Annotated in this window: 23 protein-coding genes; 11 read left to right on the forward strand and 12 right to left on the reverse strand. The window is 70.4% G+C overall.

Annotation, left to right across the window (positions count from 1 at the left end):
- Positions 1–52: 52 nt before the first annotated feature.
- Both NRB56_RS25440 and NRB56_RS25445 read right to left on the reverse strand, forming a co-directional pair.
- Positions 53–1,012 carry an electron transfer flavoprotein subunit alpha/FixB family protein gene (locus NRB56_RS25440; protein ID WP_153346434.1) on the reverse strand — a complete coding sequence of 320 codons (960 nt, stop codon included), beginning with the start codon at positions 1,010–1,012 and terminating at the stop codon, positions 53–55.
- Between the two features lie 41 nt (positions 1,013–1,053).
- Positions 1,054–1,839 carry an electron transfer flavoprotein subunit beta/FixA family protein gene (locus NRB56_RS25445; RefSeq protein WP_153346436.1) on the reverse strand — a complete coding sequence of 262 codons (786 nt, stop codon included), beginning with the start codon at positions 1,837–1,839 and terminating at the stop codon, positions 1,054–1,056.
- Between the two features lie 202 nt (positions 1,840–2,041).
- Between NRB56_RS25445 and NRB56_RS25450 the strand changes: the two genes are divergently transcribed.
- The 8 genes from NRB56_RS25450 to NRB56_RS25485 all read left to right on the forward strand — a co-directional run bounded on the left by NRB56_RS25450 (position 2,042) and on the right by NRB56_RS25485 (position 12,438).
- Positions 2,042–2,833 (forward strand): class I SAM-dependent methyltransferase, encoded by a 792-nt coding sequence (locus NRB56_RS25450; RefSeq protein WP_227838330.1) that lies wholly within the window; start codon positions 2,042–2,044, stop codon positions 2,831–2,833.
- Entirely contained in the window at positions 2,830–4,551 is a 1,722-nt protein-coding gene (locus tag NRB56_RS25455; RefSeq protein WP_319943506.1) for a glycoside hydrolase family 57 protein, read from the forward strand. Before NRB56_RS25450 ends, NRB56_RS25455 begins: the two co-directional genes overlap by 4 nt.
- Positions 4,548–5,810, forward strand: a complete 1,263-nt coding sequence (locus NRB56_RS25460; RefSeq protein ID WP_153346438.1) for a glycosyltransferase family 4 protein — start codon at positions 4,548–4,550, stop codon at positions 5,808–5,810. The genes NRB56_RS25455 and NRB56_RS25460 overlap by 4 nt, the downstream gene beginning before the upstream one ends.
- A gap of 145 nt (positions 5,811–5,955) precedes the next feature.
- Complete coding sequence (locus NRB56_RS25465) at positions 5,956–8,550, forward strand: MFS transporter (RefSeq protein ID WP_153346440.1); 2,595 nt, start codon at positions 5,956–5,958, stop codon at positions 8,548–8,550.
- Positions 8,547–9,371, forward strand: coding sequence for a YceI family protein (locus NRB56_RS25470; RefSeq protein ID WP_319943507.1), 825 nt, complete (start codon positions 8,547–8,549; stop codon positions 9,369–9,371). The genes NRB56_RS25465 and NRB56_RS25470 overlap by 4 nt, the downstream gene beginning before the upstream one ends.
- Before the next feature lie 194 nt (positions 9,372–9,565).
- Positions 9,566–10,417, forward strand: a complete 852-nt coding sequence (locus tag NRB56_RS25475; RefSeq protein ID WP_194290987.1) for a GNAT family N-acetyltransferase — start codon at positions 9,566–9,568, stop codon at positions 10,415–10,417.
- Positions 10,418–10,448: 31 nt separating this feature from the next.
- A complete protein-coding gene (locus NRB56_RS25480; protein ID WP_227838331.1) occupies positions 10,449–11,411 on the forward strand; it encodes a lysophospholipid acyltransferase family protein in 963 nt (320 codons plus the stop codon).
- Positions 11,412–11,955: 544 nt separating this feature from the next.
- On the forward strand, positions 11,956–12,438 hold the full coding sequence (locus tag NRB56_RS25485) for an ATP-binding protein (protein WP_227838332.1): 483 nt from the start codon (positions 11,956–11,958) through the stop codon (positions 12,436–12,438).
- Between the two features lie 238 nt (positions 12,439–12,676).
- Here the strand turns inward: NRB56_RS25485 and NRB56_RS25490 are convergent, their stop codons facing one another.
- Entirely contained in the window at positions 12,677–13,087 is a 411-nt protein-coding gene (locus NRB56_RS25490; RefSeq protein ID WP_194290988.1) for an ATP-binding protein, read from the reverse strand.
- 203 nt (positions 13,088–13,290) lie between these two features.
- Between NRB56_RS25490 and NRB56_RS25495 the strand changes: the two genes are divergently transcribed.
- A complete protein-coding gene (locus NRB56_RS25495) occupies positions 13,291–13,665 on the forward strand; it encodes an STAS domain-containing protein (RefSeq protein WP_319943508.1) in 375 nt (124 codons plus the stop codon).
- Between the two features lie 22 nt (positions 13,666–13,687).
- Here NRB56_RS25495 and NRB56_RS25500 read toward each other — a convergent pair whose 3' ends face one another.
- The 5 genes from NRB56_RS25500 to NRB56_RS38455 all read right to left on the reverse strand — a co-directional run bounded on the left by NRB56_RS25500 (position 13,688) and on the right by NRB56_RS38455 (position 17,750).
- Entirely contained in the window at positions 13,688–14,131 is a 444-nt protein-coding gene (locus tag NRB56_RS25500) for a response regulator (protein ID WP_153346445.1), read from the reverse strand.
- Positions 14,128–15,759, reverse strand: a complete 1,632-nt coding sequence (locus NRB56_RS25505) for a sensor histidine kinase (RefSeq protein ID WP_153346447.1) — start codon at positions 15,757–15,759, stop codon at positions 14,128–14,130. Before NRB56_RS25505 ends, NRB56_RS25500 begins: the two co-directional genes overlap by 4 nt.
- Complete coding sequence (locus tag NRB56_RS25510; RefSeq protein ID WP_406603529.1) at positions 15,756–16,982, reverse strand: PP2C family protein-serine/threonine phosphatase; 1,227 nt, start codon at positions 16,980–16,982, stop codon at positions 15,756–15,758. Before NRB56_RS25510 ends, NRB56_RS25505 begins: the two co-directional genes overlap by 4 nt.
- 187 nt (positions 16,983–17,169) lie before the next feature.
- Positions 17,170–17,493: a hypothetical protein gene (locus NRB56_RS25515; RefSeq protein WP_319943509.1), complete on the reverse strand. Its 324-nt coding sequence runs from the start codon at positions 17,491–17,493 to the stop codon at positions 17,170–17,172.
- Positions 17,490–17,750, reverse strand: a complete 261-nt coding sequence (locus tag NRB56_RS38455) for a hypothetical protein (protein ID WP_194290998.1) — start codon at positions 17,748–17,750, stop codon at positions 17,490–17,492. The genes NRB56_RS25515 and NRB56_RS38455 overlap by 4 nt, the downstream gene beginning before the upstream one ends.
- Before the next feature lie 345 nt (positions 17,751–18,095).
- Between NRB56_RS38455 and NRB56_RS25520 the strand changes: the two genes are divergently transcribed.
- A complete protein-coding gene (locus tag NRB56_RS25520; RefSeq protein ID WP_153346449.1) occupies positions 18,096–18,935 on the forward strand; it encodes a SigB/SigF/SigG family RNA polymerase sigma factor in 840 nt (279 codons plus the stop codon).
- 298 nt (positions 18,936–19,233) lie between these two features.
- On the forward strand, positions 19,234–21,198 hold the full coding sequence (locus NRB56_RS25525) for a potassium transporter Kup (RefSeq protein ID WP_153346451.1): 1,965 nt from the start codon (positions 19,234–19,236) through the stop codon (positions 21,196–21,198).
- Positions 21,199–21,392: 194 nt separating this feature from the next.
- On the opposite strand, the gene NRB56_RS25530 is transcribed toward NRB56_RS25525, so the two are convergent.
- From NRB56_RS25530 to NRB56_RS25545, 4 genes are read right to left on the reverse strand one after another with little or no spacing between them, the layout of a single operon-like run.
- Positions 21,393–22,814, reverse strand: coding sequence for an MmgE/PrpD family protein (locus NRB56_RS25530; protein ID WP_153346453.1), 1,422 nt, complete (start codon positions 22,812–22,814; stop codon positions 21,393–21,395).
- Positions 22,811–23,656 (reverse strand): cyclase family protein, encoded by an 846-nt coding sequence (locus NRB56_RS25535; RefSeq protein WP_153346455.1) that lies wholly within the window; start codon positions 23,654–23,656, stop codon positions 22,811–22,813. Before NRB56_RS25535 ends, NRB56_RS25530 begins: the two co-directional genes overlap by 4 nt.
- Positions 23,653–24,504, reverse strand: coding sequence for an HpcH/HpaI aldolase/citrate lyase family protein (locus NRB56_RS25540; RefSeq protein WP_319943510.1), 852 nt, complete (start codon positions 24,502–24,504; stop codon positions 23,653–23,655). Before NRB56_RS25540 ends, NRB56_RS25535 begins: the two co-directional genes overlap by 4 nt.
- Positions 24,501–25,688: a CaiB/BaiF CoA transferase family protein gene (locus tag NRB56_RS25545; RefSeq protein WP_153346457.1), complete on the reverse strand. Its 1,188-nt coding sequence runs from the start codon at positions 25,686–25,688 to the stop codon at positions 24,501–24,503. Before NRB56_RS25545 ends, NRB56_RS25540 begins: the two co-directional genes overlap by 4 nt.
- Positions 25,689–25,879 lie beyond the last annotated feature (191 nt).

A 25,879-nucleotide genomic window follows, 5' to 3' on the forward strand; every position in this document is an offset into this window, starting at 1 on the left:
GGTCTCCGTTTGCCGGCTACCGGTTGCTGGCTACCTTTACAGGTTGCCGGATTCAGCCCTTGTGGTTCTTGACCGCCTCGGTCAGCTGCGGCCCGACGTTGAACAGGTCGCCCACGATGCCGAAATCGGTGATCTCGAAGATCGGCGCCTCCTCGTCCTTGTTGACGGAGACGATGGTCTTCGAGGTCTGCATGCCGGCCCGGTGCTGGATGGCGCCCGAAATGCCCAGTGCCACATACAGTTGCGGCGAGACCGTCTTACCGGTCTGGCCGACCTGGAACTGGCCCGGGTAGTAGCCGGAGTCGACGGCGGCACGGGACGCGCCCACCGCGGCGCCGAGCGAATCGGCCAGCGGCTCGATCACCTTGTGGAAGTTGTCCTCGCTGCCGACGCCGCGGCCACCGGAGACCACGATCGCGGCCTCGGTGAGCTCGGGGCGGCCGCCGACCACCACGGGCTGCTTGTTGACGACCTTGGTGACGCCCTCTTCCTGGGCGGGCACCTCGACGGGGACCTTCTCGCCGGCGCCGGCCTCGGCGACCGCCTCGATCGCGCCCGGGCGCACCGAGATCACCGGCACGTCGCCGGTGGCCTTGGCGTCCACGGTGAACGCGCCACCGAAGATGGAGTGCTTGGCGGTGCCGTCGGCCTCGATGCCGATGACGTCGACCAGCAGGCCGGAGCCGATGCGCGCGGCCAGGCGACCGGACACCTCCTTGCCCTCGGCGGTGGCGGCGACCAGCACGGCGGCGGGGGAGGCGGACTCCACCAGGCCGGCCAGGACGTCGACCTTGGGGGTGACGAGGAAGCCTTCGATATCGTCGGATTCGGCGATGTAGATCTTCTCGGCGCCGGCGGCGGTCAGCGCGTCGGCCAGCTTGTCGCCGGTGCCGGCCGCGCCGGTCACGACCGCGGCGGGGGAGCCGAGGGTGCGGGCGGCGGTCAGCAGCTGGTTGGTGATCTTCTTGAGGGCGCCGTCGGCGTGCTCGACGAGCACGAGTACTTCAGCCATTTCTGTTCTCCTGGACGTTCGTCGAAGTCGGTGGGCCGGTGTCAGATGATCTTCTGGGACACCAGGTACTGAGCGATCTGATTGCCGCCCTCACCCTCGTCCGCGGACTTCTGACCGGCGGTGCGCGGCGGCTTCGGGGTCACGCCGGTGACGGCCGTTCCCGCGTTGCCCACACCCACGGTCGACGGGTCGATGCCCAGGTCGGCCAGGGTGAACACCTGAACTTCCTTCTTCTTCGCGGCCATGATGCCCTTGAAGGACGGGAACCGCGGCTCGTTGATCTTCTCGTTGACCGACACGATCGCGGGCAGGGTGGCCTCGAGGCTGAACACGCCCTCGTCGGTCTCGCGCTCGCCGGTGACCTTGTCGCCGTCGACGGTGAGTTTGCGCAGGTGGGTCAGCTGCGGGATGCCCAGGTACTCCGCGATGATCGCGGGCACGGCGCCGCCGCGGCCGTCGGTGGCCTCGTTGCCGGCGATGACCAGTTCGACACCCTCGACCTGGCCCAGCGCGCCGGCCAGCACCCACGCGGTCTGCACGACATCGGAACCGTGGATGGCGTCGTCCTTGATGTGGATCGCCTTGTCGGCGCCCATCGACAGCGCCTTGCGGATGGCCTCGGTGGTCCGCTCCGGGCCCATGGCGAGGACCGTGACCTCGCCGCCCTGTGCTTCCTTGATCTGCAGCGCGGATTCGACGGACCGCTCGTTGATCTCGTCGAGGATGGCGTCGGCGGCCTCGCGATCGAGGGTGTAGTCACCATCGGTGAGCTTGCGCTCGGACCAGGTATCGGGCACTTGCTTGATCAGTACGACGATGTTCGGCATTGGTCTGCGTCGACCTCCTGTTCGGTGTGCACGTGGATGGGGTCGCACGATCGGTATCGCCGTACGTCCACGGTGTGGCTTGGTTCAGCTCTCTGCGGACATTACCCCACGCTAAGTTACTCAAGGGTAACTTAGCGCGTGATGTTCGGCATGACCGGGTCGGGCGGCAGTTGTGATAAAGGCAACCGCTAACGTCGGCAGGATGAGCGAGGCTCTCTCTTATTCCCCACCGGCGTCGGCGCCGGGCATGCCGATCGAACCGCTGCCGCTCACCGGCGAGCGGACCGTGCCGGGCATCCCGGAGGAGAACTACTGGTTCCGCCGCCACGAGATCGTCTACGCGCGCTTGCTGGACCGCTGCGCCGGACGGATCGTGCTGGAGGCGGGCGCGGGAGAGGGCTACGGCGCGAACATGATCGCCGAGGTCGCCACGGCGGTGCTCGGGCTGGACTACGACATCGCCGCCGCCGCGCACGTCCGCGCGGCGTACCCGCGGGTGGCGATGGTGCGGGGCAACCTCGCCGATCTGCCGCTGGCCACCGCCGGCGTGGACGTGGTGGTGAATTTCCAGGTGATCGAACATCTCTGGGATCAGCCTGCCTTCCTGCGCGAATGCCTGCGGGTGCTGCGGCCGGGCGGCCGGCTGCTGATCAGCACGCCGAACCGGATCACCTTCTCGCCGGGCCGCGACACCCCGCTCAACCCGTTCCACACCCGCGAGCTGAACGCGGCCGAACTCTCGGAACTGTTGCGGGAGGCCGGTTTCCGGATCGAGTCGATGGACGGCGTGCACCACGGCCCGCGCTTGGCGGCGCTGGACGCGAAGTGGGGCGGATCGCTGATCGACGCGCAGATCGAGCGCGCGCTGGCCGGTGAGCCGTGGCCCGCGGAACTGGCCGCCGACGTCGCGGCCGTGCGCACCGGCGATTTCGAGCTGATCGGCGCGGATATCGACGCGAGCCTCGACCTGGTGGCCTGCGCGGTGAAGCCGTGACGGCAGCCGGGCCCGTACCGGGCCGGTTCGCGCTGGTCCTGCACTCGCATCTGCCCTGGCTGGCCCGGCACGGGCGGTGGCCGGTCGGTGAGGAGTGGCTGTACCAGTCCTGGGCGGCCACCTACATCCCGCTCGCCCGGATGCTGGGAAGGCTTGCGGCCGAAGGACGTTCGCGGCTGCTGAGCTTCGGCGTCACGCCGGTGCTGGCGGCCCAGCTCGACGATCCGCACTGCCTCGCGGGCATGCACCACTGGCTCGGCAACTGGCAACTGCGCGCCGACGAGGCCGCCGCCGCGGGCGAGGTCGCGCTCGGCCGGTACGAGCACCGGCAGGCGGCGCAGGCGCTCGCCGACTTCGAAAAGCATTGGCGGCACGGCGGTTCGCCGGTGTGGCGGCGCCTGGTCGAGGCCGGCACGATCGAACTGCTGGGTGGCCCGCTGGCGCATCCCTTTCAGCCGCTGCTGGATCCGCGCCTGCGCGCCTTCCAACTCACCGAGGGCCTGGCCGATGCCCGGTACCGCTGGGGATACACCCCCGGTGGGATCTGGGCGCCGGAATGCGGCTTCACCCCCGGCATGGAATCCGGCTACGCCACGGCCGGTGTGACCCATTTCATGGTCGACGGTCCCGCGCTGCGCGGCGACACCGCACTGGGCCGCCCGGTGTGGGATTCCGGCGTGGTGGCGTTCGGGCGCGATCTCCAGGTCAGCTATCGGGTCTGGTCGCCGAAATCGGGCTATCCGGGCCACGGCGCCTACCGTGATTTTCATCACTACGACCACGCCACCGGCCTGAAACCGGCACGGGTCACCGGCAAGCATGTCGCGGGCCCGGACAAGGCGCCCTACGATCCCGGCCTCGCCGCCGAGACGGTGCGCCGCGATGTCGCCGATTTCGTCGAAACCGTCCGGCGGCGGCTGCGGGACGAATCCGAACGGCTCGGCCGGCCCGCGCTCGTGGTGGCCGCCTTCGACACCGAACTGTTCGGGCACTGGTGGCACGAGGGCCCGCAGTGGCTCGAACAGGTGCTGCGGGCCCTGCCCGAGGCCGGGGTCACCGTCGGCACCCTCGCCGACGCGCGCGCGGACGGGTATGTGGGACAGCCGATCCCGCTGGCCGACTCGTCCTGGGGGTCCGGTAAGGACTGGCGGGTGTGGGCCGGTGACCAGGTGCGCGATCTGGTGGACCTCAACGCCGACGTGGTGCGGCTGGCGCTGGACACCCTGGACAAGCACGCCGCCGAGACCGGCCGCGCCGGCCTGCGCGACCGGGTGGCCGATCAGCTGTTGCGCGAGGCGATCCTGACCGTGTCCAGCGACTGGGCCTTCATGGTCAGCAAGGACTCCGCCGCCGATTACGCCCGGGACCGGGCCCACCAGCACGCGCACGCGGTGCGGGAGCTGGCCGGCGCGCTGGCCGCCGGGCACACCGCGCGGGCGCGGGAACTGGCCGACGGGTGGGCGATCGCCGACGGTGTGTTCCCCGCGCTGGACGCCCGCCGGCTCGGCTCGGTTACTCCTCGCGTGGTTGGCCGCGAGACGGTAGCTTCCGTAGGCACGGCGCCGATGGGCCCGGCCCGGGCGGAAAGTATCGGCCCGACGCGGGCGGAGTCGATCGGCCCGACGCGGGCGGAGGCAATCGGCCCGACAAGGGCGGAGGCAACCGGCCCGACCCGGGCGGAGGCAACCGCCCCGACGCGGGCGGAGGGACCAGCATGAGAATTCTGATGGTGTCGTGGGAATATCCGCCCGTGGTCGTCGGGGGGCTGGGGCGGCATGTGCACCACCTCGCCACGGAACTGGCGGCGGCGGGGCACGAGGTGGTGGTGCTGGCGCGGCGGCCGATGGGCACCGACGCCTCCACCCATCCGACCCATTCCTTCATCGAGGACGGCGTGCTGGTGGTCGCCGTCGCCGAGGATCCGCCCTGTTTCGACTTCGGCGAGGACATGCTGGCGTGGACGCTGGCCATGGGCCACGCGATGGTGCGCGCCGGGATCGCGCTCAGCAAGCCGGGCATCGCCGACGGCTGGACCCCCGAGGTCGTGCACGCGCACGACTGGCTGGTGGCGCATTCGGCGATCACGCTGGCCGAATACTACGACGTACCATTGGTTTCCACGATCCACGCCACCGAGGCGGGGCGGCACAGCGGCTGGGTGTCCGGCCGGGTCAACCGCCAGGTGCATTCGGTGGAATGGTGGCTGGCCCGCGATTCCGACGCGCTCATCGCCTGTTCGGCCTCGATGCAGGACGAGGTCGAGCGGCTGTACGGGCCGGGGCTGGCGCGGGTTTCGGTGATCCGCAACGGAATCGACGTGGGGGCGTGGACCTTTCGCGAGCGCGGCCCGCGCTCCGAGCCGCCGCGGTTGTTGTACGTCGGTCGGCTGGAGTACGAGAAGGGGATCCAGGACGCGATCGCCGCGCTGCCCCGCATCCGGCGCGCGCATCCGGGCACCACGCTCACGATCGCCGGTGTCGGAACACAATTCGATTGGCTGCAGGAGCGCGCCCGGGTGCATCGGGTGGCCCGCGCGGTGAATTTCGTCGGCCGGCTGGACCACGCCGAACTGCTGGGCTGGCTGCACGGCGCCGACGCGATCGTGCTGCCGAGCCGGTACGAGCCGTTCGGGATCGTGGCCCTGGAGGCGGCCGCCGCCGGCACCCCGCTGGTGACCTCGACCGCCGGCGGTCTCGGTGAACTGGTCGTGGACGGCGTCACCGGCGCCTCGTTCGCGCCCGCCGACGTGAACGGGCTGGTCGACGCGGTGTGCGCGGTCCTCGACGATCCGGTGGCCACCCAGGACCGGGCCCGCGCGGCCCGCGCCCGCCTCACCGCCGACTTCTCCTGGGATGTCGTCGCCGCCGAGACCGTACAGGTGTACGAGTCTGCCAAGCGCCGGGTCCGTAATCCGTCGGCGCGGCCTCCCATCGCTGAACGTCCGCTCCCCGAACGCGATCCGAGCAATCCGCTGTAGTATCCCCCGCGGTTGCTGGACACTTGTCCCGGGTATGTATAGTTTCCGCAATCAAGTAATTGTAGAAGCTAAGTAAATAATTCGGCGCCACGCTCGGCGGACTGTCGACCACGGCGTAGCCGTACCGAACAGGGCATCAACTTTCATGACGACACCGAGTATCGACTCATCGGCCGCGAGCGCGCCCCCGGCGCTGTCGCACCGCCAGATCCTGACCATTCTGTCCGGGCTGTTGCTGGGAATGTTCCTCGCCGCACTGGACCAGAACATCGTCAGTGTCGCGATCGTGCGAATCGCCAACAGCCTGCACGGTTTCGACCAGCAGGCCTGGGCCACCACCGCCTATCTGATCACGTCGACGATCAGCACCCCGCTGTACGGCAAACTCGCCGACATCTACGGGCGCAAGCCGTTCTTCCTCGCGGCGATCACCATCTTCGTGGCCGGATCGGCGGCCTGCACCTTCGCGGGCTCGATGTACGAGCTGGCCGGGTACCGCGCCTTCCAGGGACTCGGCGCCGGTGGCCTGATGTCGTTGGTGCTCACCATCATCGGCGATATCGTGCCGGCCCGCGAACGGGCCAGGTACCAGGGCTATTTCATGATGGTCTTCGGCGGCTCGACCGTGCTGGGGCCGGTGCTGGGCGGGCTGTTCTCCGGCTACGACAAGCTCTGGGGGCTCGACGGCTGGCGCTGGGTGTTCCTGGTCAACGTGCCGGTCGGCATCCTCGCCCTGATCGTGGTCGCCCGGGTGCTGAACCTGACGCACGAGCGCCGGCAGGTGCGGGTCGACTGGTACGGCGCGGTGGCGCTGACGATCTGCGTGGTGCCGCTGCTGATCGTGGCCGAACAGGGCCGCGCGTGGGGCTGGGCCTCGTCGAAGGCGTTGCTGTGCTTCGGGATCGGCGCGGCCGGGCTGGTGCTGTTCCTCGTCGCCGAGGCGCTGATGAAGGACGCGGCGCTGATCCCGTTGCGGCTGTTCCGGAATGCCACCTTCACCGTGACCATCGTGGGCGGCTTCATCGTCGGGATCGCGATGTTCGGCTCGCTGAGCATGGTGCCGCTGTATCTGCAAGTGGTGCGCGGTTTCTCGCCGACCAAGGCGGGCCTGCTGATGCTGCCGATGGTGGCGGGCATCGTGGTCGGCTCGCTGATGAGCGGCCAGGTGGTGCGGCGCACCGGGCGGTACAAGATCCTGCCGGTCACCGGGACGGCCGTCATCGCGGCCGGGGCGCTGCTGTACGCGCAGGTGGCCTACGACAGTCCGCTGTGGGAACCGCTGCTGATCGCCGTGCTGCTGGGGTTCGGGCTGGGCTGCTGCATGCAGACGCTCACCATCGCCGCGCAGAACGCGGGACCCCGGTCGGACATGGGCGTCTCGACCGCCTCCTCCACGTTCTTCCGCCAGGTGGGCGGCACGCTGGGTGTCGCGGTGTTCCTGACCATCCTGTTCAACCAGCTGCCGCACAAGATCCTCGCGGCCTTCGGCGGGATGCTGCCGCCCGGCTTCGATGCCGCGAGACTCGGTGACCTGCAGGCGAATACGTCGGTGATCGACGCGCTGCCGGCCACGGTGCGCGATCCCATCCTGATCGGCTTCACCGATTCGCTGCACGTTGTGCTGTACTCGACGTCGGGCGTGGCGCTCCTGGCCTGTGTGGTGCTGCTGTTCATGAAGGAGATCCCCTTGCTGGACCCCGTGGCGAAGCCGGCCGAGCCGACCCCGGCCGACGACCCCGAGTGGGCCGAGGATCAGGTCTATCTCGGTGCCGCGCAAGCGATCTCCGCACCCGAGCCGATGCTCGCCGTCGATACCGCGACCGCCGCCGAACAGGCGCGGTACGCCGCGCTGAGCAGCGGCCTGAAGGCGGCGCTGGCCAACGGCAACGGGTTCGCCGGCGCCGGGCAGCGGCCCGCCGCCGATCCGGCCGGGGCGGTGGCGATGCTCCCGGCGGCGCCGCCCGCCGGGGCCGGCGGCGATCTCGCCGGCCGGGTGCTGCGCGCCGACGGCGTGCCGGTCGCGGGCGCGGTACTCACGCTGATCGATCAACGCGGACACCAGGTTTCGCGGGCCCGAGGGGATCGCGACGGCGCCTTCGGCCTGGAACAGCCCGCGCCCGGCAACTACGTGCTGATCGTGTCGGCCGGTGGGTATCAGCCGACCGCGCTGAATCTCGCCGTCGACCTGGGCCCGCTGCGGGTGGAGGTCACCCTGCACGGCTCCGGCGAGCTGTCCGGGGTGGTGCGCCGCGCCGGGGACGGCGAACCGGTGCCCGGCGCCACGGTCACCCTGACCGATATGCGCGGCGAGGTGATCGGGGCTACCGTCAGCGGATCCGCTGGCGAATACTCCTACCCGGGCATGGTGGCCGGGGTCTACACCCTGGTCGCGGTCGCCCCGCGGCTGCGGCCCGCCGCGGCCACCCTGTCGGTGCCGGACTCCGGGGTACTGCACTACGACATCGAACTGGGCTCGCTGGCGGCGCTGACCGGCGAGGTCTCCGCCGACGGGCGCCCGGTGCCGGACGCCTGGGTGAGCGTGCTCGACGAGTCGGGCGCGACGGTGGGCAGTGCCCGCACCGACGCGGACGGCCGTTACCTGGTGCCCGACCTGTCCGAGGGCAGTTATCGCGTGGTCGCGCGCGGCTATCCGCCCGTGACCAGCCGGGTGACGCTGGCGTCGGGCGAATTCGACCACAACGTACGACTGGGTTACGACCAGACGGAGGATATGCAGTGACCGGTCTCGATGTGCAGATTCGCACCCCCAACGGCTGGCCGATCCCGGACGCGGTGCTGACCGTCACCGATCTCGAGGGCCGCCAGCTGGTCCGCGTCGTCGCCGACGCCTCCGGTGCCGCGGCCACCGGGCCGCTGCCGCCGGGGATGCACACCGCGGTGGTCACCGCGCCCGGATATCAGCCGGAGGCCCGGATCGCCCGCATCGGCGCCGACGGCGGCGGCGTACTCGGCGAGCTGCGGCTGGTGCCGGAGGCGACCGCGATCGCGCTGCCGCCGCCGGGCCCGTGGACGATCGATCCGGAGCACTCCACGGTGGTGGCGACGGCGCGGCACATGGGCATCGCGAGTATCCGGGGGCGGTTCGCGGAGGTCGGCGGCCGGCTCGACATCGCCGAAACCTTCGAGCACTCCACGGGTTACGCGGAGATCAAGGCCGCGAGCATCGATACCGGGGTGCGGATGCGCGACGACCACCTGCGGTCCGCGGACTTCCTGGATGTGGAGCACCATCCGCTGATCTCGTTCACCGGCAACGGTTTACGTCGCACCGGCAGCGAAACCTGGGTGATGGCGGGCGAACTCGACCTGCACGGCCGTCGGCGCCCGATCGAGCTCGACCTCACCTACGGCGGCTGCGGCCCGGATCTGTACGGCGGCACCCGCGCCGCCTTCCACGCCGAAACCCTCCTGCACCGCGAGAACTTCGCCATGGACTACAACGCCATGGTGCGGGTCGGCGTCGCGGTCGTGGGTACCACGGTGAAGATCGACCTCGACATCGAACTGGTCCAGGGGGAGAGCCTGCCCTCGGCGGGCTGACCGGCGCCCACCGCCGGCGAGCCACCGTCGCCGGCTCGGATCGCGTTCGGCAGCGGCCCCTTCCGGTCGCTGAGCGAACGCCGGGCATCATGTGGGTGAACGCCGCGTGTGACCGCTGTCTCGTTCACCGGACTGGCATCGGGACGACACTCGGAGGTTGCCCCGGGGCCGATTCGGACTGGCTTCATCAGGTCATGACAACACCGGCAGTGTCATACCCCAGCCTGCTCCCGCCGTCGTCGCCCGCGGCGCCCGCCCCGGTCGCACCGGGCACGGAACGCTCACAGTACTCCCTGGTCGTATCGTCCGATCTCGAGCATCGGCGGGCCGCGCAGGGGCTGCGGTACCGGGTGTTCAAGGGGGAGCCCGGGTTCGACATCCCCGACAGCCCCGACGGGCTCGACGCCGATCGGTTCGACGAGCACTGCGACCATCTCCTGGTGCGCGACAACGCCACCGACGAGTTCGTCGGCTGCTATCGGATGCTGCCGCCGGACAAGGTCGTGGCGGCCGGTGGCTACTACACGGCGACCGAATTCGATCTCACCGCGATGGACCCGGAAGGGCAGCGGATCGTCGAGATGGGCCGCGCCTGCGTGGTACCCGAGCATCGCAACGGATCCGTGGTCACCCTGATGTGGGCCGGCATCCTGCACTACATCCAGCTCACCGGCTACGACTGGGTAATGGGTTGCGCGTCGGTGCCCATGCAGGAGAGCCCGGCCGACCCGATCGGCGCGAACGTGCGCGGCGTCCGGGATCTCGTGCTCGCCAAGCACGCCGCCGATCCGGCGCGCTGGGCCCGTCCGCACAATCCGGTCATGGTCGACGGCCGCACCCTCGACGAACTGACGCCGCCGGCCCGGCCGAAGCTGCCGCCCCTGCTGCGCGGCTACCTCCGGCTCGGCGCCTGGATCTGCGGCGAGCCCGCGCACGATCCCGATTTCGGCGTCGCCGATTTCGTGGTGCTGCTGGGCCTGGACACCATCAACCGCCGCTACCTGGAGCGGTTGCAGTCGGCCGCGAACAACTTCGACGGCCGATAACCCGGTACTTACGAGGACGGACGGAAACGCCATGCCCGCCTTGATGTCTCCCGATACTTCCGGGCTCGCCTGTCCGCCGGCGGCGCCGGTGCACGCCTGGATGCCGGTCAGTCCGTGCGTCCCCAGCTGCGTGGACGTCCGCCCGCAGGCCGGCCGGCTGCGGATGGTGGCGCGGATCGCCGCCGTTGCCGGGCTGCTCGCCGGTTTCCCGGCGGCGAACCTGCTGACCCCGCGCCCGCTGCGGGAACGCATGCACCGCCGCGGCGCCCGGATGCTGTTGCGCGCCTGCGGCTTTCGCCTGCGAATCATCGATCTGCGCGGCGAGTCCGCGACGCCCGCCGGTCGCCGCGGCCGGCGGTCCCGGGATCGGCGCGGCCTGCTGGTGGTGTCCGCCCACGTCGGCTGGACCGACGTGGTGGCACTGGCGGCGATGGATCCGATGGGATTCGTCGCCCGCGGCGATCTGATCGAATGGCCGATGCTCGGCGGGCTGGCCCGGATCATGCGCGTGATTCCCATCCATCGGGAGCGGCTGCGGCAACTGCCCGAGGTGATCGCGGTGATGTCGGAACGGCTGGCCGCCGGCGAGCGGGTCGGCATGTTCCCGGAGGGCACCACCTGGTGCGGCCGCGCGCACGGTTCACTGCGCCCGGCGCTGTTCCAGTCCGCGGTCGACTCCGGTGCGCCGGTGCAGCCGGTCCGGATGCGCTACCTGGACGCCGCGGGGGAACTCACCACCGTTCCCGGGTTCGTCGGTGACGACACCTTCCTGGACTCGGCGCGGCGTGTGCTGCGCTCCAGGGGGGTAGTGGCGGAGATCACACTGTTGCCGATCGAGCAGCCGGGCGCCGATCGCCACGAGCTGGCCCGCCGGTGCGAGCAGGCCATGCGGGGCGAGGAAGTGCTCGATATCGACGCGCACGCCACGGCCGTCGGCAGCGGCCCGACCCGCGCGATCGTGCCCGACCGCGCCGGGGTCGCCGGGATCGGCTGACCGGCGGTCGTGGCCGGGTCCGGCACCCACGGGGTCGGCTCCGGCGGACGTGGCGGGGTTCGGCACCCAGGGTCGGCTCCGGCGGACGTGGCGGGGTTCGGCACCCAGGGTCGGCTCCGGCGGACGTGGCCGGGTTCGGCACCCAGGGTCGGCCCCGGCGGACATGGCCGGGTTCGGCTACCACGGGGTGGGGGACGGCCGTGGGTCCGTCGTCGTCGGAAACCGCCGGTGGGACGTTGTCGGCGATGGTCGGGGAATGCTGCTCTGCCGGAGACGGCGCGACGGAACGTCGCCGGCGGTGATCCGGGGTGACATGCCGGTGACGGCCCGGTAGCACAGGTGCCGGGCGGTAACCGTACGATCGGACGAGATCGTTGTCGTCGGGCGAATTTCGCAGACCGTTGGCCGTTTTCCTGGATACCCGATGGGTACGTCTCGGGAAAACGGGACGGACAGAACAGGTTGTGATCGGGTGGTGGACAACACGCGGAGGTCACCGCGACGTGGCGGCGCCGGCCGAGGCCGGCTGCGCAGCGTCGGTCCGGTGGGTGGCAATGGGGCGGAACACGACAGCACGGCGGAGTTTCCCGCCGGGGGCTCGGAGGACGCGGAAGAGGGTGGGCCGGCCTATCTCGGCGAATTCCGGGTGCGCGTGCCGGCGGTGGTGTCACAGCTGGCGATGTTGCGGGCGGTCGCCGAGACCGTGCTGCTCACCGCGGATTTCACCCTCGACGTGGTGACCGATGTCCGGGTCGCCTTGGACGAGGTCGCCACCGCGCTGATGCTGGCCGCCGATCCGGGCCGCGAACTCGAATGCGAGCTGCGCTACGACGCGCGCGGGGCCGAGGTCCGGGTGTCGCTGGTGTCGCGCACCGAGGACGCGTTGGAGGACGACAGCTTCGGCCGGCACATCGTGGCCGCGCTGACCGACTGGATGGAAGCGAGCTGCGAGCCGTACGACGAGGGACTGGGTGGCTATCCGGTCACCGTGCGCTTCGGGCGGCAGCGCGATGTGGACGAGTTCTGAGCGGCCCCGGTGACCGCTGACTGTGGGTAGTGATCCCGGCGGCGCGATGCCGCGCACCGGGCGAATTTCACCGTCCTCGGCGCGGGCCGCGCTGTCGGCGGTGGGGCCGGAGTTGCTCGCACCGGTGGGACCGGAGCTGCTGTCAACGGTGGGGCCTGAGTTTCTGTCAGCGGTGGGGCCGGATTTTCTGTCAACGGTGGGACCGGAGCTGCTGTCGGCGGTGGGGCCGGAATTGCCGTCAGCGGTGGGACCGGAGCTCGACCGTGGTGCCCGCCGGACTGGTCGAGATGGAAGTGTCGGGGACCACCGCACGCATGATCGCGAGGCCGCGGCCCCGGAGATTGTCCGCACTGTCGCTGGTCGTCTTCCAGTGCCCGCCGTCGACGATCACGATGCGCAGTTCGTCGCCGAGCAGGTCGGCATCGACGCGGATCGTGCCCGGTTCCGGGCCGTAGGCGTGTTCCACGGCGTTCGTGCACGCCTCGGTCACGGCCAGTACCATATCAGCGGTGCGCTCGGCATTCAGACCCGCTTGGGTCAGCCATTGCCGCAGCGCACGTCGCAACGGGGCGAGTGCGGATGCCTGCGCGGGAAAGGTGAGCCGAAGGGGAGCCGGGGAGTCCACCGATCGCGTGCGCGCAGTTGGCATCCTGCACTGTCCTCTCTGCCCGACTTTCGGAAACCTCTGCACTTTCGGAGACATACCCTTGCGGTGCCGGGTTATGCGACCGAAAACGGGGGCCGAGTCGGTGATTCGGCGAGACGAAAACGGGTAAGCCGTTCCCGGGCGAATGCCGAATCGGCGAAGATCGAACGGCAAGACGGCCGGGAACGACAGAGGAGGAAGTGACCGTGAGCGACGGCGGAGTTTCGCAACTGCTGACCGTGTCGCAGCGCCACGAGGGTGACACCGTCGTGGTCGCGGCCGAGGGGGAGATCGACATCACCTCCGCACCGCAGTTGAGCGCTGCGCTCGAGGCTGTCGGAGCGGGCGTCACCGCACCGATCGTCGACCTGTCCGGGGTCGATTTCATGGGTTCGGTGGGACTCAGCGTGCTGCTCGCCGCTTCCGAGAAGTTGAAGGCCGCGCAGGCGGACGCCGGACAGCTGCGCGTGGTGGTGTCACCGCAGGTGCGCCGGCCGCTCGAGGTCACCGGGCTGGACAAGGTCCTGGCCCTGTTCGATTCGCTGGATCAGGCCCTGACCGCCGGTCCGGGGACCGTCTGACGTTGCCCGAGCCGCGGCGCGGTCAGCGCCGCGGCGGCAACCGCACGACCTGGACGAAGAAGTCGTCGATCTGCTTGATCGCCGCCACGAACTGATCCAGGTCGACCGGCTTGGTGACGTACGCGTTGGCGTGCAGCGCGTAACTGCGCAGGATGTCCTCCTCGGCCGCCGACGTGGTGAGCACCACCACTGGGATGGAGGCCAGATCCGGATCCGCCTTGATCCGGGCCAGCACGTCCCGGCCGTCGTACTTGGGCAGATTGAGGTCGAGCAGGATCAGATCCGGGCGGGGGGCTTCGGCGTAGGGGCCCTGCCGGTACAGGAAGTCCAGCGCCTCGGCGCCGTCCGTGCAGACGTGCAGCGTGTTGCCGATCTTGTTGTCCTGGAACGCCTCTCGCGTCATCAACTCGTCGGCGGGATCGTCCTCCACCAGGAGGATGTCGATCGGCTGGGCGGAACTGATCATGGGCGCGGTCCTTCGCTGTCGTCGGGGAGAGCGGTGCTGTTCTCGTTCTCGGGCGCCGGCGTCGACCCGACCAGGGTGAAGCATATGCGTGTGCCGGGGGAGTATTCGGTGTCGACCCAGATCCGGCCGCCGTGGTGCTCGACGATCTTCTTCGCCATGGCCAGGCCGATGCCGGTGCCGCCGTATTCGTCGCGGTTGTGCAGGCGCTGGAAGATCACGAACACCTTCTCGACGTACTGCGGTTCGATGCCGATTCCGTTGTCCTCCACCACGAATCGCCAGCCGGGTTCGTCCTCGGCCGGCGCGGCGGAGATGCGGATCTCCGGGACGCGGTTCGGGGCCCGGAACTTGAGCGCGTTGCCGATCAGGTTCTGCCACAACATCGTCAGCAGGACCGGCACGCCCTCGATGCGCGGCAGATCGTCGGGCAGGCTCACCCGCGCGCCGCTGTCGTCGATCGCGGTCGCGAGGTTGGTCAGGGCGCGGCCGAGCGGCTGGGCCAGCTCCACCGGCACGGTGTCGTCGGCCATCCGGCCCACCCGGGAGAAGGACAGCAGATCGTTGATCAGCACCTGCATCCGTTTGGCGCCGTCGACCGCGTAGGTGATGTACTGCGTGGCCCGATCGTCGAGCTTGTCGCCGTATCGCTTCTCCAGCAACTGGCAGAACGAGGCGACCTTGCGCAACGGTTCCTGCAGATCGTGCGAGGCGACGTAGGCGAACTGCTCCAATTCTGCGTTGGAGCGGCGCAATTCGACGGACTGCGCGTGCAAAGAGGTCTTCTGCTCCTGCAGCCGCGTCTCCTGCAGGCGGGCGGATTCGAGTTCCGCGACGATGCGCCGGCGCATCTCCTCCACCGCGACGGCGACCGCGGCGATATCGGCCGGGCCGTGCGCGTCGATGTGGGAGGTGAAGTCGCCGGCCGAGACCCGGCGTGAGGAGGCGGTGAGCGCCGCCAGCGGGCGCACCACCAGCCGCCGGACCAGGGCCAGCAGGATGAATCCGGTCGCCAGGTAGAGCGCCAGCAAGGCCAGCAGGATGCCGTCGCGCACGGTGCGCGCATGCCGCAGGTCCGCGGAGTCGGCGGCGACCGAGTCGCTCAGGTGCTGGTTCTGTCGTTCGAACAGGGCGCGGATGTTGTCGAAATCCTTCTTGCCCTGGATCGTGTCGGTGTCGCCCTGGGGACGGGTCGCCGCGGGCGTGGTGAGGAGGGGCTGCACATATGTCGTGCGCCACCGGTCGACCGCCTGCTCGATGTCGTCGAGGTCGGCGAGCAGACGCGGTTCGCCGGACAGCAGCTGCCGCAGGTGCTGCGCCGAGTCGCGTTCGGCGGTGACGCCCTGGTTGTAGGGATCCAGGAACTGCTGCTGCCCGGTGATCACGAAGCCGCGGACGCCGGTCTCCTGATCGACCAGTGCGGATTGGAACTGCAAGGCCTCCCGCTGCGCGGGCAGCGAGCGGTCGAGCAGCTGATCGCTGGCGCTGGAGGTGCCCGTGATCACCCGTTCGCCCAGCACGGCCCCCACGACGACCACGAGAATCATCGCGCCCAGCACTGCCTGGAACCAGGCGCTGGTGGTGAGCCGACCGGCCGGATTGCGCGGAACACGTGGTTCGTCTGCCGTCATGGTGCCGCCTGGTGTCGTTGCCAGTAGAGATAGAGGAGCGCGACGTCGTCGTCGAGTCCGCCGGCCGTGGCCGCGAGGCCCTCGACCCGGTCGATCAGCGTGTCCAGGAACTCGTCCGGGCCCACGGATCCGACCGTACGGGCCAGCGCGAGCAGGCCCTCCTCGCCGAGCCGGTCCCGGGACTCGTCGACGAAGCCCTCGAACAATCCGTCCGTGAACAGGGTCAGCGCCGCGTCCTCGGGTAGCACGAGCGTGGTCTCGGGCCAGGTCGTCTCGTCGCCGGAGCCGATCGCGAAGCCCAGGGCCGGTCCGCCGGGCACCTCGACCCAGTCCCAGCCCGTGGCCGAGCGCATCAGGGCGCCGGGGTGGCCCGCGCGCAACACCGTGGCCGTGTGTTCCGCGGGGGAGAGGGTGAGGGTGGTCGCGGTGGCGAATGTCTGCCGGTCGGAGCGTTCGGCCAGCAGTACCTTCTCCATGAGCCGGAGCTGGCGAATTCCGGTGACGCCGCTCAGTACCAACGTACGCCACGCCAGCCGCAGCGCCACGCCGGTGGCCGCGGCGTCCGGGCCGTGCCCGGACACGTCGCCGATCACCGCGTGCACCGTGCCGTCGTGGTCCTCGACCACGTCGTAGAAGTCGCCGCCCAGCAGGGCGTGGGCACGGCCGGGTCGATAGCGCGGGACGACGGCTACCCCGCTGCCGGGCCGCAGGAGTGGCGTGGGCAGCAGACCGCGCTCCAGGCGAGCGTTCTCCTCCGCCCGCAGCTGACTGGCCTGGAGGGCCACGCTGGTCCGTTCGGCCTGCTTGCGCTGGATGGCGTAGCGGACCGCGCGGTCGAACAGATCGGGCTCGACCCGGCCCTTGACGAGGTAGTCCTGACCGCCGGCCGCCATCGCGGCCAGGCCGATGAGCTTCTCGTCCAGGCCGGTGAGGACCACGACGGCCGCGTCCGAGACGGCTCGCACCTGGCCCAGGGCCTCCAAGCCCTGCGCGTCGGGCAGGTTCAGATCCAGCAGCACACAGTCGGGGGTCCGGTCGCGCAGGTATTCGACCCCCTCGGAGACCGATCGGACCCAGTCCAGCCGGATGCCGAGGTCCCCGTCCTCGACGAGCGCCTCGACCAGGAGCGCGTCGGCGGGATCGTCCTCGATCAGCAGCACATCGGCTCGAGTGGGTGTCGACGCGGCCTGGATTCCGTCCCGTGGACGGTCTCCGTCGGACACCGGCTCGCGGTTTGCCGGATTCGGCAACGCATGGACTCCCATCACCCGCGATGCGCAGAGCGCAAAGTACTGCCCCGCGGCCGGTTTCTGGACCACGGGGCAGTCAGATCGTATCCGATGTTGTGTCGCACGCGCAGCAAACGTCCCGGGACCTCCCGTTTCGGCCGGTTATGCCAACCGTGAGGTGCTATTTCTTCGGGATCAGGATGCCGGACAGATCGGCGTTCCGGATCGGGGTGTCCGGGTTCGCCTGGGCCCGGCACATGAGTGAGATGGCCCCGATGGCGCCGTCGACAGTATCGGGGGACGGAGTCTCGGTGACCTTGGTGTCGTTCTGGAGATATTTGCGGACGGTCACGCGCTGCTTGTCCTGATCCTGCGCGGTGAACTCGGAGCAAGGGGTGTCACCGCCCTTGTTGACGGCCTCTTTCGCCTTGTCGCAGCCGCCGACCAGCAGCGTGACGACGGCCAGCGCGGCCGCCGCGGCGGCACCGGTTCGGATTCGATTCACTGTCGGCCTCCTCGTTCGGCACGGACCCGGGTGTACTCGGCGACCATCCAGCCGAATCCCGCCACCAGCGCGACGACCGTGGCCACGGAACCGCCCAGGATGCGCGGCCCGGCGCCGCCGGTGACGGTCCAGCCGAGGGCCGCGACACCGAGCAACAGCAGCAGTACGCCGGGCCAGTCGATCTTGTCGAGGATCGCGTCGGGTGGACCCGGCCGGGCCGGGGCGGGAGAGAGGTCGGTCATCGCGGGTGAGGTCATCGAAAGTTGCTCCTTCGGGGTGGTCGCGCCTTCCGAGGGACGGGTGCCCCGCGCGGTCCCGCCGAAACGCGTGGCGCCGGACGCGATCGGCTGTCGAACGGAACACATCGGGGCGGCATCGCGCGGTGCGGCGTTTCGGGCCGGGAAGGAGGGGTATTCGCGGCCTTCGCCGACGGTCGGGATGCGACGGCGGCCGGCACGGGAACGCTGCCGGGAAAAACGCCTGGTCCGGCGGCCCCGGCCGAAATGATCTGTGTCGCTCGTCACAGGGAGAGATTCGGCTGCCGAGGGCTGGGTAACGAACCAGTACACGGAATCTGCGGATCCCATAGTGAGGAATTGGTTATGTCAAGTGAATACGCGGCTCGCACCGGAACGGCAGTCGGCGTCAAGAGCAAGGGCGATTCATACGACGACATCGAGCCCTGGCTGAAGGAACTGGCGGATCTTCCCGCCGGCGGTGCCGAGCACGCGCGGTTGCGGTCGGAGATCATCGCCAAGTGCCTGCCGCTGGGTGAACACATCGCTCGTCGTTACAGTGGCCGTGGCGTCGACTTCGACGACCTGGCCCAGATCGCCGCGGTCGGCGTGATCCTGGCCGTCGACCGCTTCGACCCCGGCAACGGCGCGCCGTTCCTGTCGTTCGCGGTGCCGACGATCATGGGTGAGGTGCGGCGGTACTTCCGCGACAGCACCTGGGCGGTGCGGGTGCCGCGGCGGATCAAGGAGATCCAGCAGCGGCTGTCCACCGTGGTCCCGGAGCTGTCCCAGCGGCTGGGGCATTCGCCCACCGCGCAGCAGCTGGCCGACGAGCTCGGGATCGAGCCCGGTGAGGTCACCCAGGCGCTGATCGCGAGCAACTGCTACACCACCGATTCCCTGGACACCGACTCCGGCACGGGCGACGAGGGCGACCGGCCCGTCTCGCAGCTGGAGCGGCTGGCGGTCGAGGACAACGGCTACAACCTGGTCGAGGAGACGCTGACCGCGGGCCCGCTGCTGGCGGCGCTGCCCGAGCGCGAACGCCGCATCCTGATCATGCGTTACGGCGACGGCAAGACGCAGGCCGAGATCGCGCGTGAGATCGGCGTCTCGCAGATGCAGGTCTCGCGACTGCTCTCGCGCACGCTGGCCAGCCTGCGCGAGCAGGCGGTGAATCCGCGGGAGTTGTCGACGGTGGCCTGAGGGCCGGCCGACAGCGCGTTCACGCCCGCGCCCCCGGAACGTTGGTTCCGGGGGCGCGGGCGTTGCTCGGTGCGCGCTGCCGGCACAGTCGCTCGGCGCGAATCGCCGGTGGGAATGCGGCGCGGCGGCCCGGAACGGGGGATGACCCGCGGGAGGCGGCCGTCCCGGGGAATAGTCGTCGAATCCGGCGGTATTTCCCCGATATTCGCGCACATTCCCTCGTGCGCTTCCGGTCGCGGACCCGCGCCCGAGCGATCGGACGGTCCGCGGCGCAACGAGTTTCGTGAGGAGCGGGCCGATGGTCGAGGTGCACGGGACGGTCGGCGGTGGCCCGGCGTTCACGGTCCGCCGGACCGCCGGGGCGCGGGTGCGCGACACCGCCCGGTGGGGTCCGGCGGTGGGGGCGCTGGGGGTGGTGTTCGGCGATATCGGGACCAGTCCGATCTACACCCTGCAGTCGGTGTTCGATCCCGATGATCCGCATCCGCTGCGGGCAGGCGCCGACGAGGTGTACGGCGTTGTCTCCCTGGTGTTCTGGTCGGTCACGATCATCGTCACGCTGACCTACGTGCTGCTCGCGATGCGCGCCGACAACGACGGCGAGGGCGGGATCATGGCCCTGATCACGCTCGTGCGCCGGTGGGGCGCGGGACACGGGCGGCGGCTGATCGCCGTGCTGGCCGCGCTCGGAATCTTCGGCGCCGCACTGTTCTTCGGCGACAGCATGATCACCCCGGCGATCTCGGTGCTGTCCGCCGTGGAGGGGGTGAAGGTGATCCGGCCCGGGTTCGGCGGGTTCGTGGTGCCGATCACCGTCGTGATCATCGTCGCGCTGTTCCTGGTGCAGCGGTGGGGGACCGGTGCGGTGGGGCGGCTGTTCGGGCCGATCATGATCGCGTGGTTCGTGACGATCGGCGCCTGCGGGATCGCCGGAATCACCCGGCGGCCGGGCATTCTCACGGCGCTGTCACCGGTCTGCGCGGTCCGGTTCCTCGCCGGGCACTTCGGTGCGGCGTTCTTCGCGCTGGCGGCGATCGTGCTCGCGGTGACCGGGGCCGAGGCGCTGTACGCCGATATGGGCCATTTCGGGCGGCGATCGATCACCCGCGCGTGGCTGGTGCTGGTGTTCCCGGCGTGCACGCTGAGCTATCTCGGTCAGGGCGCGCTGATCCTGGACGATCCCGCGCACGCGAGCAGCCCGTTCTTCCTGCTCGCGCCCGCGTGGGCCCGGCTGCCGGTGGTGCTGCTGGCCACCGCGGCCACGGTGATCGCCGCGCAGGCCGTGATCACCGGCGCGTATTCCGTCGCGTCGCAGGCGGCCCGGCTGGGATACCTGCCCCGGCTGCGGATCACGCACACCTCGGCGTCGCGGCCGGGCCGGATCTACGTGCCGTGGGTCAACTGGCTGCTGCTGGTCGCGGTGCTGACCCTGGTGTTCGCGTTCCGCAGTTCGGGCGCGCTGGCCTACGCCTTCGGGATGGCGGTGACGGGCACCATCACCATCACGACCCTGTTGTTCTTCTTCCTGGCGCGGGCGCGGTGGAACGTGCCGCGGTGGCTGATCGTGGTGGGCGCGGCGCCGCTGCTCACCGTGGACCTGCTGTTCCTCGCCGCCAACCTCACCAAGTTCGCGCACGGTGGCTGGGTGCCGCTGCTGATCGCCGCGGCCGTCTTCGTGGTCCTCACCACCTGGCAGCGTGGGCGGGAACTCGTTGCCGCACAACGGATCCGGCGAGAGGGGCCGCTGCACCGGTTCGTCGAGCAGTTGGTCGCCGGGAGCCCGCCCACGGCGAGCGTGCCGGGGACCGCGATCTACCTGGATCGGGACAAGCACACCGCGCCACTGGCCTTGCGCGCCATGGCCGAACACGCGCACGCCCGGCACGAGCACATCGTGATCCTGGCGCTGGAGGTGCGGCCGGTGCCACGGGTGCCGGACGCGGACCGACTCGTGGTCGAACACCTGGGCCCGGCCCACGACCGGATCGCGCACGTCACCGCCCGCTACGGCTATCTGGAGACGCCGGACGTGCCCAAGGCGCTGGCGGGGGTCGATCCGGCCGCCACCGACGGACCGCTGGATCTCGAGGAGGCCTCGTACTTCCTGTCCACCATCGAGCTGAGTCCCGGTCCGGCCCGGACCATGATGCGCTGGCGCAAACGGCTTTTCATCGCGACCTCGTACCTCGCCGCCGACGCCGCCGGCTACTTCGGTCTGCCACGGGATCGGACCGTGGTCCTGGCGTATCGACTGGAGGTGTGAGCAACCGCCGAATCTGTTGCCGCGCAGGGGTGTCGGAGTGGTCGCGGCGCGGCGGTGCGAGGGTGGTGGTGGCGTGGCCTGGGTCCGAAGTGCCGCTCGCACAGCCTGTTTCGGACATCCGGCGGTAGAGGGCCCGAAGGTTCGAGCCCTCCACCCCGGTACACCGATCCTCGTCGATCGGTGGCAGATACCGATCAGGCGTGCAGCAGACCGGTGAGTTCGGACAGATCCGTCAGTTCCGCGAGACCGTAGGTGAGTGCGGTGATCCGGTCGGCGGTCTCCGTGGAGACCACGCGGGTCGCGTTGAGGCGGAACTTCGTCGCCAGTTCCTCGGCGGACAGCGGGTTCGCCGCGCCGCCGCGATTGGCGTCGACGCGCTCCTCCAGCACCCGGCCGTCACGCAGGGTGGCCCGCAGGACCGCGGGGAACTGGTGCGGGAAGATCTCGTCGCAGCGCGCGTCCGGAACGCAGGTCACCTTGGCCGCCAGCGCGAGCCGTTCCGGATCGGCCGCGGCCGCATCGGTGAAATCGTCGTGGAACAGGCCGAGCCCGCCGCCGCCGAGCAGCGCCGCCGCGACCGTGTAGGGGCCGGAGAAGGCGGCGTGATAGCCGGAGCTGGGGTGGATCTTGTCCGCGCGCGGTTCGCCGATCGTGCGCAATACCGCGGTGGGCGCGCCCAATTCGAGCGATTCGATGTCGGCGGCGGTGACGCCCTGGGCCCGCAGCGCGCGGGCGGCGTCGATGCCCGCGTGCGTGAAGTGGTTGCACGGGTAGGGCTTGAAGAAGATGCCGGGCAGTTCCCACTGCTCGCCGAGGCCGCGCGTGATCGCGTCGGGATCGGATTGGTCGCCGCAGAACGCTTGCAGCAGACCGAATCTGCCCTCCAGCACGGTCGGCGGGCCGGTGATCCCGAAGCGCGCCATGCCCGCCGCGGTCACCGCCGCGTGCGCGGCCCAGCCGCAGTGCACCCGCTTGACCGTGCCGCCGGTCCGGTTCGCTTCCAGCAGACCGGAACCCATGCTCGACGCGATACCGAGGGTGTCGGCGATACCGGCTTCGTCGACGCCGGACAGCATGGCGCAGGCCACCGCCGCGCCCAGTGCGCCGCAGATCGCGGTCGCGTGCAGCCCACGTTCGAAGAACACCGAATTGCCCAGTGCCTCATCGTATCCGGCCATGCCGAGCCGCACGGTGATCTCGACGCCGACGCCGATGGCATCCAGTAGCGCGGCCCCGGAAGCGCCGCGCGCCTCGGCCACCGCGAGCGCCGCCGGTACGACGGAGGCCGACGGGTGCAGCACCGACGGCAGATGCGTGTCGTCGAAATCCAGTGAGTGCGCGAGGGTTCCGTTGACCAGCGCGGCGCTCGGCTCGGGCAGCCGATCGCCGGACCCGATCGCGGTGGCACGGCCGGAGCCGCCCCACTCGCGGACCAGCTCGCCGACGGCCTGTCCGGGCTTCTCCGAGGTCGCGGCCAGGCTGTTGCCGAGCACGTCCAGCACCCGGCGGGCGGCATCGGCCCGCAGTTCCGGCGCGAGGCCGTTCGCCCGCACGTCCGTGGCGAATTCGGCCAGTCGCTGCACGATCGTCCGCGTCGTACCACTCGCCTGTGTCATGACCGAGAGCCTCCGTGGGTATGCGCCGACACCGCCGCGAGCGGGCGGATCGGGGAGCCGGTGCCGCCGACGATGCGGAGGGGGGCGAGCAGGAAGACGAACTCCCGCACGCCGGATTCGGCGATTTCCTCCAGGTTCAGGTGTTCCATGATGAAGATGCCCGACTCCACCAGCAGGACTCGGTGCACGGGCAGCACGGCGTGCCCGGCGCCGGCGGGGATCTGCTCGTAGGCGGTGGTGTCCGCGCCGGTGGCGACGATGCCGCGGGAGGCGAGCCATTGTGCCGCTTCGACATTCGCGCCCGGGACGCCGGAATCCTTGCCCATGTAGGCGGCCGGGTCGCCGAAGTTGCGGGCCCAGCCGGTGCGGATCAGCGCCACGTCGCCGGGACCCGGTTCGGCCCCGGCGAGTTCGGCCGCCGCGTCCAGATCCGCGGCGGTGACGCCGTATCCGGGGTCCAGGGTCGGAACGCCGTGCACCGCGGCCACATCCAGCAGCACCGCGCGGCGCAGCAGGCCGGGCAGGTTCTCCGCGCCGTGGGTCTTGAACGCGCCGCCGAGCTGGGCCTCGGCCGCGTCGACGTCGCCGTGCAGCTTGCCGCAGTGGCTGACGTGCGACAGCGCGTCGATGTGGGTGCCGACGTGCCCGCCGGTCACGATGATCTCGTTCGCCGCCGAACCGCCGTCGGGCCGCTGCATGTCGCCGTGCCGGCGGATCAGCGTCATCCGGAAGCCCGGATGGTTCGGGGAGCACGGCATTCCGGTGAAGAACGGCTGGCCGAGCTCGATGAGCCGGACTCCGCCCGATACCGCCGCCAGCAGCGGGTCCTGGGTGCGTGTCATAGGAGATGACCTTCCTGGATGTTCTCGTCGTGTCTGTCCTGCGGCTCGGTGGCGTCGGCGATCTCCAGCACCCAGCGGGCGCGGGCGACGATCGCGGCGTCGACGAACTGTCCGTTGCGGTCGACGAACGCGGCCCTGGACGCCGCGAGCCCCTCGATCAGCTCACGGGCCCAGGACGTCTCGGCCGGATCCGGCGCGCACACCTCGTGCACGACCGGGATCTGCGCGGGGTGGATCACCGACCGGCCGAAGAAACCGGCCCGGCGGCCCGCGGCCGTGCTCGCGCGCAGTCCGTCCAGATCGCGCACCGCGGTCCAGACGCTCTGCACCGGGCTGGGCAGCCCGGCCGCGCGGGCGGCGACCACGATCCGCGACCGCGGCCAGCTCAGCGCCTCACCGCCGGCGACCCGCAGGTCGGCGGCCAGATCGGCCTCGCCGAGCGAGATTCCGGCGACCATCGGGTGCGCGGTCGCGAGGTCGAGCGCGCGCTCGACACCGAGCGCGGATTCGAGCACCGGGTAGACCGGCACGCCGAGCGTGTCGGCCACCCGGCGCAACTCGCCGGGGTCCTCGGATTTGGGGACCCGGACCCCGGCGAGCGCTCCGGGAGCGTCGGCCAGCGCGCGCAGATCGGCCTGGCCGACCGCGCTGTCCGGAGCGTTCATCCGCACGTACGCCGGATGCCCGGCGGCCAGCGCCGCCAGCACGTTGCGCCGCGCGATGTCCTTGTCCGCCGCCGACACCGCATCCTCGAGATCGAGGATCACCGCGTCGGCGGGCCCGGCGAGGGCCTTGCCGATCCGGTCCGCCCGGTCACCGGGGACGTAGAGCCAGCTGCGGGGCGTCACTTGACGACGCCCTTGTCGCGCAGTCGCGCCAATTCGGCCTCGTCGACCCCGTAGTGGCCGAGGATCTCGGCGGTGTGCGCGCTCAGGGGCGCGCCGGCCGAGGTGATCGCGCCCGGCGTCTCCGACAGCCGGAACAGCACGTTCTGCATCTTGACCGGGCCGAGTTCGTCGTCCTGCACGGTGGCGATGGTGCCCAGCGCCGCGTACTGCGGGTCGGCCATCACGTCCGCGGCGTTGTAGATCGGGGCGACCGCGGCCTGGGCCTCCTCGAACGCCTTCACCACCTCGTCCCGGTCGCGGGCGGCGATCCAGGAACCGACCGCCTCGTCGAGTTCGTCGGCGTGCTCGGCGCGCTGCGCGCCGGTGGCGAACCACGGTTCATCGATGAACTCCGGGCGCCCGACCAGGCGCATGACCCGCTCCGCGATCGACTGCGCGCTGGTGGAGATCGCCACCCAGCTGTCGTCGCGGGTGCGGTAGGTGTTGCGCGGCGCGTTGTTGGTGGACCGGTTGCCGGTGCGCGGCTGCAACTGACCGAGCTGGTCGTAGGCGATGACCTGCGGGCCGAGCAGGGTCAGGATCGGTTCGATGATGGCGAGGTCGACGACCTGCCCGTGGCCGGTCTGCTCGCGGGCGCGCAGGGCCGTCATGACGGCGAAAGCCGTTGTCAGCGCTGCGATTCCGTCGGCGAGGCCGAACGGCGGCAGCATCGGCGGGCCGTCCGGCTCACCGCTGATCGCGGCGAACCCGCTCATCGCCTCGGCGAGGGTGCCGAAGCCGGGTCGCTTGGCGTACGGGCCGATCTGGCCGAATCCGGTGACGCGCGCGAGAACCAGGCCGGGGTTGATCTCGCGCAGCTGTTCGTAGCCGAGGCCCCAGCGTTCCAGGGTGCCGGGACGGAAGTTCTCGATCACCACGTCCGCGTCGGCGACGAGCCTGCGGAAGATCTCCTGGCCCTCGGGCGAACCGAGATAGAGGGTGATGGCTTTCTTGTTGCGGCCCAGCATCTTCCACCACAGGCCGACGCCGTCGCGCTGCGCGCCGTGGCTGCGGACCGGGTCGCCTGCGGGGTGTTCGATCTTGACGACCTCGGCGCCGTAGTCGCCGAGCATCGTGGCCGCCAGCGGACCCGCGAACAGGGTGGCCGTGTCCAGCACCCGGATCCCGGACAATGCGCCCGCCATGGGAGTACCTGCCTTTCTGGCGTCCCACCGGCAATCTCCGTCGTTTCGCCAAGAGGAACGATTGTGAACTTCAGGTTTCGGGGCGACGGTCCCCGGCTGTTCACCAAGTTCGCACTGATAGTGCGTGTACGTCAAGTTACGAGGAAATATTGACCTGGGGCGAGACGGGTGTCACGATAGCCCGCATCAGA

It is taken from the genome of Nocardia aurantia, assembly GCF_009604425.1.
GTDB lineage: Bacteria > Actinomycetota > Actinomycetes > Mycobacteriales > Mycobacteriaceae > Nocardia > Nocardia aurantia.

Bases quoted from the DNA above. Each gene is read 5' to 3' on its own strand.
- NRB56_RS25440 (WP_153346434.1), bottom strand. From the start codon at position 1,012: ATGGCTGAAGTACTCGTGCTCGTCGAGCACGCCGACGGCGCCCTCAAG.
- NRB56_RS25445 (WP_153346436.1), bottom strand. From the start codon at position 1,839: ATGCCGAACATCGTCGTACTGATCAAGCAAGTGCCCGATACCTGGTCC.
- NRB56_RS25450 (WP_227838330.1), top strand. From the start codon at position 2,042: ATGAGCGAGGCTCTCTCTTATTCCCCACCGGCGTCGGCGCCGGGCATG.
- NRB56_RS25460 (WP_153346438.1), top strand. From the start codon at position 4,548: ATGAGAATTCTGATGGTGTCGTGGGAATATCCGCCCGTGGTCGTCGGG.
- NRB56_RS25465 (WP_153346440.1), top strand. From the start codon at position 5,956: ATGACGACACCGAGTATCGACTCATCGGCCGCGAGCGCGCCCCCGGCG.
- NRB56_RS25475 (WP_194290987.1), top strand. From the start codon at position 9,566: ATGACAACACCGGCAGTGTCATACCCCAGCCTGCTCCCGCCGTCGTCG.
- NRB56_RS25480 (WP_227838331.1), top strand. From the start codon at position 10,449: ATGCCCGCCTTGATGTCTCCCGATACTTCCGGGCTCGCCTGTCCGCCG.
- NRB56_RS25490 (WP_194290988.1), bottom strand. From the start codon at position 13,087: ATGCCAACTGCGCGCACGCGATCGGTGGACTCCCCGGCTCCCCTTCGG.
- NRB56_RS25500 (WP_153346445.1), bottom strand. From the start codon at position 14,131: ATGATCAGTTCCGCCCAGCCGATCGACATCCTCCTGGTGGAGGACGAT.
- NRB56_RS25505 (WP_153346447.1), bottom strand. From the start codon at position 15,759: ATGACGGCAGACGAACCACGTGTTCCGCGCAATCCGGCCGGTCGGCTC.
- NRB56_RS38455 (WP_194290998.1), bottom strand. From the start codon at position 17,750: ATGACCTCACCCGCGATGACCGACCTCTCTCCCGCCCCGGCCCGGCCG.
- NRB56_RS25520 (WP_153346449.1), top strand. From the start codon at position 18,096: ATGTCAAGTGAATACGCGGCTCGCACCGGAACGGCAGTCGGCGTCAAG.
- NRB56_RS25525 (WP_153346451.1), top strand. From the start codon at position 19,234: ATGGTCGAGGTGCACGGGACGGTCGGCGGTGGCCCGGCGTTCACGGTC.
- NRB56_RS25530 (WP_153346453.1), bottom strand. From the start codon at position 22,814: ATGACACAGGCGAGTGGTACGACGCGGACGATCGTGCAGCGACTGGCC.
- NRB56_RS25535 (WP_153346455.1), bottom strand. From the start codon at position 23,656: ATGACACGCACCCAGGACCCGCTGCTGGCGGCGGTATCGGGCGGAGTC.
- NRB56_RS25545 (WP_153346457.1), bottom strand. From the start codon at position 25,688: ATGGCGGGCGCATTGTCCGGGATCCGGGTGCTGGACACGGCCACCCTG.